General features: G+C 61.6%; 18 protein-coding genes. 7 read left to right on the top strand and 11 right to left on the bottom strand.

The features are described from left to right. Window positions 1-59 precede the first annotated feature (59 nt). Window positions 60-839 (bottom strand): class I SAM-dependent methyltransferase, encoded by a 780-nt coding sequence (locus QWE_RS16235; protein WP_006727245.1) that lies wholly within the window; start codon window positions 837-839, stop codon window positions 60-62. A gap of 395 nt (window positions 840-1,234) precedes the next feature. Here QWE_RS16235 and QWE_RS16230 point away from each other — a divergent pair, with 395 nt between their 5' ends. Then, the gene (locus tag QWE_RS16230; protein ID WP_240532578.1) at window positions 1,235-1,912 is read left to right on the top strand and encodes a permease; all 678 of its coding nucleotides are present in this window, start codon (window positions 1,235-1,237) and stop codon (window positions 1,910-1,912) included. 3 nt (window positions 1,913-1,915) lie between these two features. On the opposite strand, the gene QWE_RS16225 is transcribed toward QWE_RS16230, so the two are convergent. From QWE_RS16225 to QWE_RS16215, 3 genes are all read right to left on the bottom strand, one after another. Beyond that, window positions 1,916-2,182, bottom strand: a complete 267-nt coding sequence (locus QWE_RS16225) for a hypothetical protein (protein WP_006727243.1) — start codon at window positions 2,180-2,182, stop codon at window positions 1,916-1,918. A gap of 185 nt (window positions 2,183-2,367) precedes the next feature. Beyond that, the gene (locus QWE_RS16220; protein WP_006727242.1) at window positions 2,368-2,886 is read right to left on the bottom strand and encodes a hypothetical protein; all 519 of its coding nucleotides are present in this window, start codon (window positions 2,884-2,886) and stop codon (window positions 2,368-2,370) included. A gap of 129 nt (window positions 2,887-3,015) precedes the next feature. After that, complete coding sequence (locus QWE_RS16215; RefSeq protein WP_006727241.1) at window positions 3,016-3,909, bottom strand: NAD-dependent epimerase/dehydratase family protein; 894 nt, start codon at window positions 3,907-3,909, stop codon at window positions 3,016-3,018. A gap of 153 nt (window positions 3,910-4,062) precedes the next feature. On the opposite strand from QWE_RS16215, the gene QWE_RS16210 reads away from it, so the two are divergent. The 3 genes from QWE_RS16210 to QWE_RS16200 all read left to right on the top strand — a co-directional run bounded on the left by QWE_RS16210 (window position 4,063) and on the right by QWE_RS16200 (window position 5,405). Then, complete coding sequence (locus QWE_RS16210; protein ID WP_006727240.1) at window positions 4,063-4,542, top strand: DUF3833 family protein; 480 nt, start codon at window positions 4,063-4,065, stop codon at window positions 4,540-4,542. Window positions 4,543-4,621: 79 nt separating this feature from the next. Then, window positions 4,622-4,927 (top strand): hypothetical protein, encoded by a 306-nt coding sequence (locus tag QWE_RS16205; protein ID WP_157790721.1) that lies wholly within the window; start codon window positions 4,622-4,624, stop codon window positions 4,925-4,927. 100 nt (window positions 4,928-5,027) lie between these two features. Continuing rightward, the gene (locus QWE_RS16200) at window positions 5,028-5,405 is read left to right on the top strand and encodes a PH domain-containing protein (protein ID WP_006727238.1); all 378 of its coding nucleotides are present in this window, start codon (window positions 5,028-5,030) and stop codon (window positions 5,403-5,405) included. Window positions 5,406-5,480: 75 nt separating this feature from the next. Here QWE_RS16200 and QWE_RS16195 read toward each other — a convergent pair whose 3' ends face one another. After that, the gene (locus tag QWE_RS16195; RefSeq protein ID WP_006727237.1) at window positions 5,481-6,128 is read right to left on the bottom strand and encodes a hypothetical protein; all 648 of its coding nucleotides are present in this window, start codon (window positions 6,126-6,128) and stop codon (window positions 5,481-5,483) included. Further along, a complete protein-coding gene (locus tag QWE_RS16190) occupies window positions 6,128-6,568 on the bottom strand; it encodes a RusA family crossover junction endodeoxyribonuclease (protein ID WP_006727236.1) in 441 nt (146 codons plus the stop codon). The genes QWE_RS16195 and QWE_RS16190 overlap by 1 nt, the downstream gene beginning before the upstream one ends. Before the next feature lie 197 nt (window positions 6,569-6,765). Here QWE_RS16190 and QWE_RS16185 point away from each other — a divergent pair, with 197 nt between their 5' ends. Both QWE_RS16185 and QWE_RS16180 read left to right on the top strand, forming a co-directional pair. Continuing rightward, the gene (locus QWE_RS16185; RefSeq protein WP_006727235.1) at window positions 6,766-7,350 is read left to right on the top strand and encodes a DUF1214 domain-containing protein; all 585 of its coding nucleotides are present in this window, start codon (window positions 6,766-6,768) and stop codon (window positions 7,348-7,350) included. Beyond that, the gene (locus QWE_RS16180; RefSeq protein WP_006727234.1) at window positions 7,347-7,898 is read left to right on the top strand and encodes a DUF1254 domain-containing protein; all 552 of its coding nucleotides are present in this window, start codon (window positions 7,347-7,349) and stop codon (window positions 7,896-7,898) included. Before QWE_RS16185 ends, QWE_RS16180 begins: the two co-directional genes overlap by 4 nt. A gap of 52 nt (window positions 7,899-7,950) precedes the next feature. Here the strand turns inward: QWE_RS16180 and QWE_RS16175 are convergent, their stop codons facing one another. Next, a complete protein-coding gene (locus tag QWE_RS16175; protein ID WP_006727233.1) occupies window positions 7,951-8,889 on the bottom strand; it encodes an HD-GYP domain-containing protein in 939 nt (312 codons plus the stop codon). 227 nt (window positions 8,890-9,116) lie between these two features. Continuing rightward, complete coding sequence (locus QWE_RS16170) at window positions 9,117-9,329, bottom strand: hypothetical protein (protein WP_006727232.1); 213 nt, start codon at window positions 9,327-9,329, stop codon at window positions 9,117-9,119. Between the two features lie 325 nt (window positions 9,330-9,654). Here QWE_RS16170 and QWE_RS16165 point away from each other — a divergent pair, with 325 nt between their 5' ends. Continuing rightward, entirely contained in the window at window positions 9,655-10,806 is a 1,152-nt protein-coding gene (locus QWE_RS16165) for a DUF2336 domain-containing protein (RefSeq protein ID WP_240532569.1), read from the top strand. A 209-nt stretch (window positions 10,807-11,015) separates the two neighbouring features. On the opposite strand, the gene QWE_RS16160 is transcribed toward QWE_RS16165, so the two are convergent. The 3 genes from QWE_RS16160 to QWE_RS16150 are packed head-to-tail and all read right to left on the bottom strand — an operon-like array spanning window position 11,016 to window position 12,232. Further along, the gene (locus QWE_RS16160; protein WP_006727230.1) at window positions 11,016-11,363 is read right to left on the bottom strand and encodes a DUF1491 family protein; all 348 of its coding nucleotides are present in this window, start codon (window positions 11,361-11,363) and stop codon (window positions 11,016-11,018) included. Window positions 11,364-11,409: 46 nt separating this feature from the next. Beyond that, window positions 11,410-11,916 (bottom strand): type II toxin-antitoxin system YhaV family toxin, encoded by a 507-nt coding sequence (locus tag QWE_RS16155; RefSeq protein WP_006727229.1) that lies wholly within the window; start codon window positions 11,914-11,916, stop codon window positions 11,410-11,412. Further along, window positions 11,909-12,232 carry a type II toxin-antitoxin system PrlF family antitoxin gene (locus tag QWE_RS16150; protein WP_006727228.1) on the bottom strand — a complete coding sequence of 108 codons (324 nt, stop codon included), beginning with the start codon at window positions 12,230-12,232 and terminating at the stop codon, window positions 11,909-11,911. The genes QWE_RS16155 and QWE_RS16150 overlap by 8 nt, the downstream gene beginning before the upstream one ends. Window position 12,233: the final 1 nt, after the last annotated feature.

Raw genomic sequence — 12,233 nt, 5'->3', positions numbered from 1 at the left:
CTTGCCCCTCATCCGGCCTTCGGTTGCCTCCTCCCTGCCATGAGGGAGAAGAAAAGCGCTCAGCCCTCTTCCGGCTTCCCGATCGGATAGAGGAAAAGCCGTGTCTTGCGGGAGTCCGACAGTTCCCAGATTTCATCCGGATCGACATCCGGCACCGGAAAACTGTTGGAGACGAAGAGGCTGCCAGGCTTCATCTCGCGCGACAGTTTCTGCCAGAGGACGGTCATCGGGGCGGGTGAAAGGAAGGCGTAGACGAGGTCTTCCTGCGAGACATCCGTCTTCCAGAGATCGCCGCGGCGGATCTCGCCCTTGCCCGAGATGAGCGACAAGAGACGGGCTGCGAGATAGACGGCCGGGGCATTCTCCACGCCCCGTGCCCGCCGGCCCTCGCCGTCGAGCGCGCGGACCACGCCGCCGAGGCCGCAGCCAAGGTCGAGCATGCGGACGGCCTTGCGATCGCGCATCAGGTCGTTGAGCACCGAGGCGGTTTCGGGATTGGTGAGATAGAGCGGCACGCGGCCGCGCGTGGTGTTGGAAAAGACGAGCGCCAGAACGAGAAAGGCGATGCCGAAGGGCCAGGCGGGCAGATTGCCGAGCAGGAGTGCCGAGCCCATGGCGAGCGGAAAGAGGAAGGCAATCAGCAGCCACCAGCGCGGAAGGCGCAGAAGCGCGCAGATCAGTGCCGCAAGCGCTCCCTGCAGGACGAGCGCAATCATGATCAGCGGCAGGCGCTCGACCGAGGTCGACAGCGGCGCGGTGACGACCGCCACCACAGGCAGGGCGACGACCTGGGCGAGAAGCGCGCCGAGGATCGGCGTCTTGCGGAAAAGGACGAGCATTCGGTCTCCGGGGACTGACAATGGCCGCGACACTGGCAGGGGGTGTTGCGATTCTCAAGCGCTATCCGCCCTGCCCGGCAACAAGCACTGGCTCTTCATCCTGAGGAGCCCTCGCAAGGCGAGGCCTCGAAGGATCGAGGCCGCAGTTTTGCCATCCGCCCTCGTCCTTCGAGGGTCGCTACGCTCCCGCCTCAGGATGAGGGCTAGCCCCCCGGGGCGCGCGTGGGAATGGGGCAAGTCACACATGGTTTGGGCCCGGGACGCAGATCGGTCGGGTGCGGCGGGTTTGCCGTGCCGGTCTTGCGCCCTCTCTTCGCGGCTGGCATCGTCGGCGCAACCCCTGCTCCGCCACCATGGCGGCATCGGGCGGTCAGGCGGGGTGATCTATGGATTTCATGAGGTTGTTGAAGTCGTTGGAGGAGTTGCTTTATGAGATCCTCTCCTGGCTGATCTTCTATCCAATGACCTTCTGGCGCGCCTTTACCCGGCCACTCAGCATGATGCGCTATGCCGATGACGAGCTGGAGGACCGGCCGGAAGACCAGTATGACGACACGATCAGTCCGCCCCTGTTTCTGTTGATCACGCTGTTGCTCTCCCAGGCACTGTCGACGGCATTTCCCTCCGTCGCTCCCTCAGCGGAAGTCAACGCTCTCACCCATTCCCAGTCCAATCTTCTGATCCTCCGCGGCGTGGTCTTCGGCATCTTTCCGATGGTCATGGCCGTGACGCTGATCCGCAACAAGGGGCTGATCCTGACCCGCTCCACGCTTCGCCCGCCCTTCTTCAGCCAGTGCTATGTGGCAGCGCCCTTTGTTTTCCTGGTTGGCCTTGCCGTCGACTGTCTGCTGATTCCGGCAGATCGGGGTCTGCCTTATGCGGCAGCCATTTTTCTTGGTGCCGTCGTCTGGTACGGGCAGGCGGAAATCCGGTGGTTCCAGCGCGATCTCGGGATCGGCGGCCTTCGGGCGACGGGGCTCTTTCTCCTCGCCTTTTTCGTGGCGATCACGGTGGCCCTTGTCGTGGCGGTCGGCGTGGCGCTGGAGCTACCGCGCTGGCTAGCGCCGGCTTGAGCATCAGTGCCGACGGTGGAGGCGTCCGCTCCGCTCGCCGTCTTCCGCGGCAGTGTCGCCGCTCAGGCGGCGGCCGACCTCGGCCTCCAGCTCCGTGCGTTCCCGCGGGTCGAAATCGCGATAGCCGTGAATTGCCGCATGAGACCAGAGAATGCGCCCCGAAAGGATGGGGGCATCGATCGTCGAGATCACGTGCCCCTGCATCGCCACATCGAAGGTGACGAAGCTCTGGCCGCGCACTTCGGTTTGCGCGTAGTTGGCGATTTCCATGCGCTTTTCTGGCAAGCTGATCTTCCGGGGCCGTCTTCAAACCCTAGAAATGCAGGGTTTTTCCATGTTCCTCATATGTGAAAAACGACGCCGTTTCATCCTCCATTTTAGGTTTTTACCCCTAAAAAATGATAGGGCGGCCGAAGCCGCCCTGGTTCACTGCCAACGGTGTTCACGTGATGTCGTCAGCGGCTGTCGCGCCGCGCCTGGCCGTTCTTGACGAACTGCGAAACGCGTCCGACTTCCATCGGATTGACGAGGTCCGGACCGCGCTCATTGGGCACCGAGCGCATGCCTTTCTTGGCACGGCGCGAGGTCGGGCGGTTGGGGCGGCTCGCCGCGCGGCGCATTTCCAATGCCTTCTCGGCATTACGCTTCAACTCCTCGCGGGAGGAGAAGCGCTTGCGACGGGCAATCTCGCCGTTGACGCGCTGGAGCGCGGCAGAGAGGGCGGCAAACTTCTCGCGGCTGCCGGCATTGTCTGCTGCGGGCTTCGCGCCCGAGGGAGCCGCCTTGCCACGCATTTCGCGACGCTGGCGGCTGGCGATGTCACGGGCGCGATCGCGGCGGTCGCGCAGGTTCTTGCGGAGCGAGGAGAGATCCTCATCCGTCCGCTCGGCAAGGTGCGGATGCCGCGAGGCTTCCACCAGTTCCTTCTCGGTCTCATCGAGAAGTCGCAATTCCATCCGGCGTGCCTGGGCCATATCAGTCTCCCTCATTCATTCGTCTATTACGATAACAAGGGAATAATGGCAGACTGACTGCGATGTTCCATCCGGATCGGCTCCGGATGGCTGACATTCGAGTGAGCGAGATTTGAACGGCGGGGGTCGTCAGACCTTCACATATTTGCGCCAGTCGTGCTCTTCCTTGAAGCCGAGGAGTTCCCGGATCTTACGGTTCGACAGCGGCGCCTCGAAGCCGTCGATCTCGCCCGTGATCGGCGTGTTCGGGGCATATTTCGCCAGGAATTCGCGGGTCGGCACGGTTGCGGTGATCGTGTCGTTGACGGCGTTGAAGACCTGGAAGCCGAGGCCGTCCTTTGCGACGCAGAGATCGACGATTTGGCCGAGATCGCGCGCATCGATATAGGACCAGGCATTGCGCTTGCGGCATGGCGGATCGCCGAGATAGCCGGGGAAGTTTGCGTAATCCTCGGGCGAAATGACATTGCCGATGCGCAGCGCGTAAACATCGATGCCGAACCGCATGGCAAAGGCACGGGCGGTCTTTTCGTTGACGACCTTGGACAGGCCGTAAGAGTCCATCGGATCGACGTCATAGTCTTCGGTGAGCGGGAATTCCTTGTAGTCCTTGTCGCCTTCGGCAAAGCAGACGCCATAGGTGGTCTCGGAAGATGCGATGATCACCTTCTTGATGCCGAGCTTGGCGGCGGACTCGATGACGTTGTAGGTCGAGACGGTGTTTTCCGCGAAGGTCTTGTTGTCGGGATGCATCAGGATGCGCGGGACAGCGGCGAAATGCACGACCGCATCAACCGGCTTCGGGCCGCCTTCCTGTTCATAACCGTCATAGCCGAAATGGCAGGAGAGCGCGTTGAAGACCTCGCCGGCATCGGTGACGTCGGTCAGCAGGGTATGCACGCCTGGAACGTCGAGCACGGCGCGGTCGACATTCAACACCTTGTGTCCCTTACCTAAGAGATAGGGCACGACATGGCGCCCCGCCTTGCCGCTGCCGCCGGTAAACACGATCCGCTTGCCCATGATGATCCTCCTCGATGATGATGTTGTCGGATGACCAGATAGCGCGGCGGAGGCAAAAGCGTAAGGGGCTAAAGCGCGCCTTGATCTCCCAGGGGAACCCGAGCCGCCTTCCCCGTGTTTCACCGGACCATTCGGCAACCGAGGAGAGACGCCTTGAAACTCGAGGATTTTGCAGACAAAGAGCCCAAGTTCGTTCTGGAGGAGTTCTTCTCCGGCACGCTGCGCGGCTATGGCATGACCATCGGGAGGCTGGGCGGCTTCCAGAACCGGTTCACGATCGACGCCCGCGGGCGCTTCGACGCGAGCGCCAATGTGCTGTCGCTGACGGAAGACTATTTTTTCGATGACGGTCATTCCGACACGCTGACCTGGACGATCCTGAAGCGCAGCGAAAACCGCTATGAGGGCCGCGAGACGCTGATCGACGGCACGGCAGAGGGCGAACAGTCCGGCTGCGCCTTCCGCTGGCAGTATTCCCGCGACGTTCCCGACGCCGATGGTTCGAAAACCCGGTTCGGTTTCGACGACTGGTTCATCCTGCATGACGAGCGGCATATGAGCGTTCATGCCTCGCTGACCAAGCTCGGCGTGGAGGTGGCGAAGCTGGAGGCGTTTTACGAGCGGGTGGGTTGAGCTCAACGGCAGCGCGCGTCCTCAAATTGTCATCCGGCCTGCGAGGCGCTACATTCGTGTTGCGCGGAGGCAGATGGGCATGAGCACCGACAATATCAGTCTCGATTTCCTGGCAACGCAGTCCAGGCTGCAAATCGAGGAATTGCGCCAAGTCCGCAAGGATATGGCCGACATGATGCGGCTGCTCAATGCAACCTACGACCTGACCCGCCGCGTCGAGCGGCGAGAGACCGAGCTTCGCGACGACGTGGAGTTGATGATCAAGATGGAGATTGGCGGCTCCCTGGCCAACATGCAGAGCAGGCTTGATGAGTCTCTCTCGCGCATCGAAGCCAGCGTTCATGATGTCACTCAGAGGGTGGAGACGCTGGAAGGCAGAACCTAGACAGCCGTTCAAGCCTTCGAGAGTTCCGTCCCGTGAAGACAGCGTCTTGAAGGGACTTTCGTGACTTCCCATTTTCGACACCGACCACAGGAGGAAGGAAATGGGTTTGTTCGACGGATTGCTGGGCCATGGATCGAGCGTCGATCCAGCCGATCTCGCCAAGCGGCTGGATGGCGTGTTGATCGAGGGTGAGCGCGTCTCGCTCGCCTTCCGGGTGATCCGCGACGTCTTCGTCTTCACCGACAAGCGGCTGATCCTGATCGACGTGCAGGGCATTACCGGCTCGAAGGTCGACTACATGTCCGTCCCCTACCGCGCCATTACCCGCTTCTCCGTCGAAACCGCCGGCACATTCGACCTCGACAGTGAATTGAAGATCTGGGTCTCGGGGAGCCATGATCCGCTGAAGAAGACGCTGAAGAAGGGCACGGATGTGAGGGGCATCCAACGAGCGCTGGCGGCGGGGGTGTTGCGGTAGGGAGAGCTTCCCCACCAGACCTAGGCACGCGAACAACTCAAAGATGGCTGCGCATAAATGGACAGCATTCGCCCGTCAGGTGAGCGCCTCATCGACCGCTTGGAAGACGGCCTTTAGTTCATCTACGGATGGCTCGGAGGTGATGTCACCATGCACGATCCTATTACGGAGAAGTGCCAAGGGTCTCAACTGCACCTCTCGTTCGGGGGATAGATAGCCCAGCCGAGCGAGAGACTCGAGCACCGTACCGGGTTTGCGCGGACGATGATCTGCATCTTCGTCCACCCGATGCAAAGCCGCTTCCAGCAGTGACCAGCCCATCACGAAAGCGGCCCGGCGCTGCCCCTTTTGTCCCAAATCTCGTAAATCATTCAGCTGCTTGCGGATCGCAGCCTCCGATGCAATGGGCAGGGCGCTCGACGCCTGAGGGTCCGCCCCGCCATAACTGACGACGAAACGCCAATCGGGCTGACCTACAAAAAGCCTGCTGATTGCCTCGAAGGATAACCCTTGCTGCCCCTTCCGGGACTGCATGAACTGTATGGCCACGTTCTGGCCAGTCTTGAGCGCCACTGCGTCGGGACGATACCCGCCGAAAAAGGACGGCAGCTCTTCAGAACCCGGATGCTCTATGAAACGAAAACCCTGCTTTACATAAGCTTCGCGAATCCGATCGATTGGAAGCTCATCGGCATCTGTTATTTGCTGCGTGTTGGCTGCCATCAGCGCCTTCTCCAACTCAGATCATCGGCGATATGAACATATACCACGGGGGTCGAAGCTTCCGAAGAGCTCATGTGATCCAAGGCCGAAGCAAGTTGCTGACTTTGGCTGCTGATTTCCCATGCAATGTCGGGCTCGAATTTTTGCACCGTGACCATTTCGATCATTTGATCGTCCAGATAAACGACGCCAATCAACGCATCCAGTATCGGCTTGACGATATTGTCGATGTCGCCGCCCATTGGCGCGAGTGGAAAATAGTAGATCGTGATTGCGAGTGACGACGGCAAGAGGAAGGTCTGTATGTCCCTCTCACGTATCCTCGCTGCAGCAGCTTGGGCTACCGTATCTTTCCATCGACGAAGCGAGGTCGAGCGCGCCTGCAGCGAGAGCGGCGTACCGAGAACAAAAAAGTCGAACGGAAATAAAAGCCCTTCCACGCCAGACCGCCATAAACGAGCAGGCAACGATGCTACAGCTTTTGCGCGAAGCTGGTCAATCTTCGGCTTTGAGGGTCGACGTCCCCCTCTCCTCCTCCCTACCCCGCAAACTTCCCTCACCCCCGAATCAGTGATACCCCTCGGGCACTGCCGCCCGGCGCGATTGCGCCTGCATTGCCGAAGGTCTCGACCCGCCCGTGTTTCGTGTTCCCCTCATCGTCGCCACTGCGCTGACCATTGCCTTCGGAGGCGGGATTCTGTCGGCGCTTTCGATGCTGAACGCCTCCGTCGGGTTCGGGGCGATCGAAGTGGCTGGCTGGCGGGCGTTTCCCGCCGCACAGACGGCATCCGCCGATCCTTATGCGAAGGCGCACCGGGCCAAGGGTGGGCGGCTGCTTTATGGATCTGCCGAGGGGCTGCAGTTCACCGCCTATCGCGATAAGGACGGCCTGACGTTGACGGGCACCTGCTCCTACCGGATGAGCGGGCGCACGCCGACGGCGCGGCTGTGGACGCTTTATGTCGCCGATAGCGCCGGCAATCCCCTGGATGCGGGGGCCGAGCTTCCGACGGCGAAGAATTCCCAGACGGTTCTCAGGCGCAGTGACGGGACATTCGACATCACGATCTCGCGCACGGCAAAATCCGGCAACTGGCTCGCCATACCCGATGCCGGCTCATTCCAGCTGGTGCTGACACTGCTCGATACGCCGGCGGCCGCCTCGACGGGCCTCTCCGGTCTTGCCATGCCGGTCATCGAGCAGATCGGATGTGGCCAATGAGCAAGCTTCTCTACGCCATCCTGACCGGTTTCTTCGGTGCCGTGCTCTTGCACATCATCATCATTCTCGGCGTGCCGCATTTCACCGGGCGCGATGCCTATACGCGCGTGACCGCCGAGGGTGCTCCCTTCGTCTTCCACCCGCTGTCGGCTCAGCCCGATGCGGTGGGGCTGTCCAACCTCGATCCCTATCTTCGGGTCGCCGTCTGTCATTTCGACATCACCCGCCAGCCGCTGTCCCTCATTGCCCTTGGAGGCGGCGTCGATTTCTGGTCGGTCGCGATCTATGACCGGGAGGCCAACGAGATCTTTTCGATGAACGACCGCACTTCGGTTGCCGGCGATCTCGACGTGCTGGTCGCAACCCCGGTCCAGGTGGCGCAGCTCAGGAAGACACCGATCGCAGCACTCGCCGAAACCATCCTGGTCGAGCATCCGGGCATGGAAGGTTATGTTGTGCTGCGCGTGCTTGCGCCGCAGGCAAGCTATGAGGCCGATGCCAAGACGTTTCTGGCCGATGCGGAATGCCTGCCGTTCATCGGGCGGTGAACAGGTCTTGTACCAAGTGCCGAGAACAGGTTCCTGACACCGCCACTTGAGTTTAGCCGATCGGCTCGTCGCTCAGGACGCTGCCCAGCCGGATGACCATCTTGCGATCGAAATGATGCGGACGGGCAAACATCCAGTCGAGCGCCTGCGAGACCGTCCAGGGACGCTTGTAGGGACGCACGGATGTCAGCGCCTCGAAGACGTCGCAGACCGCACTCAACTGTACCGGGACGCTGAGGTCCTTCTGCTTCAGCCCGAGCGGGTAGCCGGAGCCATCGAGAACCTCGTGATGCAGGCGGCAAACGTCGAGCACCACTTGCGGGATCTCGGGATGGGTCTTGAGCAACTGGTAGCCTGCCTCCGGATGGTTGCGGATGACGACGCGCTCACGATCGGTCAGATGACCGGGCTTGTTCAGAATTTCGTTGGGGATCAGAAGCTTGCCGATATCGTGCAGCATGCCCGCGACGCCGAGGATCCGCACCGTCTCGTCGTCCATTTGCAGCGAGCGCGCCAGAAGCGTCATCAATCCACTGACGGCAAGTGAATGGACATAGGTGGTCTCGTCCTTGCTCTTGAGCCGCGTCACTTCCAGGGCGATGACGGTGCTGTCGGACCAGAGCTCGGCATTCTCGTCGGCTGCCTCTGAGAGATGCGCCATGTCGAGCGGGCGACCCGAGACGATGTCGCCGAGACTGGCGCGGAGCACCTTTGCGGATTGTTTGACGACCCCGCGAGCGGCCCGCGTGCGCACGTCCTTTGGCGGCAGGGATGACGAGGCTGGCTTGACGGCTGACACCTTGCGGCCATCCGGATCGACGCCGAGACGCAGATTGATCGACACGTCTGTCGCAGACGAGGTCAGGATTGCCGCCATGTCGCGGTCGCACTTGAGCAGGAAGCGGCGTCTGGCAAACTCCCGGCTGGGGCACGCGACGCTTTCGATGAACATTCCCTTGCGAATGCGATCCTTGGCAATCTTCATGAGCATGGATGGTCGACCTGCTCCGCAATAGGCGCCCTTGCCAGGGGCAGCGGTTGATCGGACGTAATGCCACGACTTCTTATTTTATCTTATCCTACATAAACGATTTACAACCGGTGAATCGCTAGAAATCGGGTGTGCGACATGCCTTCGGAGCCTTGAGCAGTGACACGCCGCGGAGGCCCGGATCTCACCACGGCGACCGGCAACGGCGAATGACGAGAGGATCGCGCTCAGAACGGCCGCCGGCCTGGGCCGAAGACAGGTCCCTGTGGAGCTGGCAGGGCCGGCAAGGTCGGCAGTTCCACCCGCGGCCAGATGGCGTTGGGATCCAGCCGCTCGTAGCGGATGCCGGTGAAGAATAGTATCTCTGCCTTGTGCTCACCCGTGGCCGTCGATCGGCGCGAAGGGTTCAGCCGGTCCGAAATCCTGATGATATCCGCCATGCTCGTCTCCTTTCGAGAAGAAAGATCGAGAGGGTCGAGAGCATCATCTCGCCCTGCCCTCCTTTTACGAGGGCCGGCACAATCCGGTTCATGTTGCGGAAGGTCTCACACAAACCAGGGTCATCTGCGCCTTTCTCCGACGCGTTCCCCCTGTCGCGGTTCACCCCACGAAACGGGGTACGCATATGCCTAATATCGGAAACATGCGGCGAATCGTCTGACATGACCATCCGCCTGTCCACAAGAAGCCATAGGTTAGTTAACAGCTTGCTAACAAATTCGTTCTAATCTCGCACACATCTGTATTGCGTTGGAGTGGTTAGTCGTGAGCGAACAGTTCAGGGAGCTTGAAAGGCCGGCCGGCGCGCGGAACAAGGATGTCGTTCTGATGGCCACGGTCACGAGTTTCCAGGCGCTCTCCTTTCCCGGCAAGTCGGAACTCCGACAATTTGCCGAACTGTTCCAGCCGCTGTTTGCCGGGTCCTCCGTCGAGGCCCGCCGGGAAGCAGTCGCAGCCCTCTCGCAGAGCCCGAACCTGCCGCTCTCGATCGCAGCCTTCATCGCCTCTCAGCCGATTTCGATCGCCGCGCCCTTCCTTGCCTCCTCTCCGGCACTCTCCGACGATATGCTGGTGATGATCGCGCGCACGCAAGGTGCCGATCATGCCCGCGCCATCGTCAAGCGCGAGCGGCTGTCGCCGACTGTGATCGATGCCCTGGTCTCGCTGCGCCACGCGCTGCCGCCACGACCGGACAAGGTGAAGGCGGATGAGACGAAGCCTGAGGTTCAGACTCCGCAGGCGGCAAAAGCTCCGCCCTCGAGCTTCGACCAGGTGATGGCGGATCTCGAAATGAGCGACCTGCCGGGCGCCGCATCAGCGACGGTGATTGAGCCCGCTGCAGAAAGCCGCGAGGAGTCGCTGCGCCAGACGATCAAGCGCATGGCCTATCAGCAGCGGCCGCCCCGCAGCGACCGGCTTGGCCGACGCCAGGTGACGCCGGTGCAGACCGCACTGCTCGTCCGCTTTGCCCGCACGAATGACGGCGGCTTCTTTGCCACGACTCTCGCCGACATGCTGACCTCGAGCCGCTGGCTTGCTGAGCGCATCCTGCTCGACATTTCCGGGCGGCAGCTCGCAACCACGCTTGCCGGCGTTGCCATGGAGGATCGCGAGGCGATCTTCATCCTCGAGCATATCTATCCGCATCTCGCCCGTCGCGAGAACGGCGCGAGCCGGGCGGAAAACCTCTTCTTCGGCATGGACCCGGACCAGGCCGAAGCCCGGATCGACAGCTGGATCCGTGCCGACCGCTATACCTTTGCCGGTGAAGAGATGCAGGCCGAGGCGCGTGACGGCTCCGAACGCCCGACGGTGCCGAGCAGCAAACCGCTGACCGCCGCCAATCAGGCTGCATCAAAGCGTCAGCCAGTCGGCGACGAGCATGGGCGACAGGTGCTGAGGGCGCGCAAGCGGTAGACCCAGGACATAGGTAGTAGGCAGTAAACGGTAGGCTTGCCTGCTTGTGTGTGGGTTTTCGTAGCCGCCGTCGCCGGTGGTCACCCCACCCCGGCGCTTTGCGCCGACCCTCCCCCTCAAGGGGAGGGTGGATGGCGATGGCCGACGCACTTTCGCTCGACGGCCTCTTCCGAGGGGCTGATCTCACGCCATGCAGAGCGGGCTTACGCTCAATCCTCGCCATCCGTCAGCGTCAGATAGGTGCCGAGATGCTCCACCTCGATCTCGACCAGCCAGAGATCGCTGTCGAACTTCTGCTCGCGGGCAATCAGAGCCTCCACGGCCTCGGGTTCGGCACGCACGAGGCGTGGCTCGAAGATGCGGTCATCGCGCGTCTCGTCATCGATCATGGCCTGGGGTGCCGGGCCATAAAGCGTCTCCAGACCATCGCGGAAGCGCTGGCGCACGAAGATCGCGCCGGAAGCCTCCGAACCCTTGGCGACAACAGCAGCATAGCCGCCGTCGGAGAAGACGCGGCGGGTGAGTGCGGAGACGAAGATGTCGGAGCGGATGCGCATGGGCTAGGGTTTAGGGGATTGCGCGGGCGGCGTCGAGGGTCGAGGGTCAGGGTTCGTCTATCGGCTTTATCAATTGCGCAAATCGAGCGCCTGCCCCTTTGGCCTCGTTGAGGACCATATCGAAATCGTCCGGCGGATGGCCGCTGTCGAGCATACTCTTGAAGACCGAATAGGCATCGGATCGACTGCCATAGGCACGGAGCGTGTCGTCATCGTTCACCCAAACGAAGACGATAATCTTGCGGCTGCTGTCAAAGCGAAAGAACAGCCTGTATTGCTGGAAGAACTTCGCCCGGAACCAGTGTTTGTGGTGACTGCCCAGCGTATGACCCTGACGGAATTGCGGGGCTCCCGGATCGGCCGGAATATCGGTCGTCACGAGCTTGAGGATCGCGGCCAGCCGCTTCGAAGCATTCTTCTGACGCCAAGTCTCCGGATCACGGCGCTTTCGCGCTTCGACTTCGTCCGCAAGGGTCAGCAACTGATCGAGAAAAAGGGGGTGGGCATAGACGGCCCAGCCATTGGCCGTGAAGGGCGCGCCGAGTTCACTCATCTTCCGGCGACAGTGGCGCGTCGAGATCGACGGCGACATCTCCGACCAGTGCTCCGATCCGCTGCACCAGCGCTCCCTCCATCGGCTTCAGCCGTTCGGGATGATCCATCACATCGCGTTCCAGCAGATCCAGGAAGGCGCCGAGTGCCGGATCGCGCGCTTCGGCCACAGCTTCGATATACACCCGGCCGCTCGCGTCCGTACGATAGCGGATCTGGTCGCCCTTACGCAGTTGCAACTGTTTTCGCACACCCGTCGGAACCGTGGTCTGGTACCGATCGGTCAGCTTCGAAATCTCGTCAGGTCGCATCGTCATG

The sequence above is a fragment of the Agrobacterium albertimagni AOL15 genome (assembly GCF_000300855.1).
In the GTDB taxonomy this organism is placed as follows: domain Bacteria; phylum Pseudomonadota; class Alphaproteobacteria; order Rhizobiales; family Rhizobiaceae; genus Allorhizobium; species Allorhizobium albertimagni.
The sequence above is the reverse complement of the archived record's forward strand: the minus strand, read 5'-3'. Positions and strand labels throughout refer to the sequence as shown.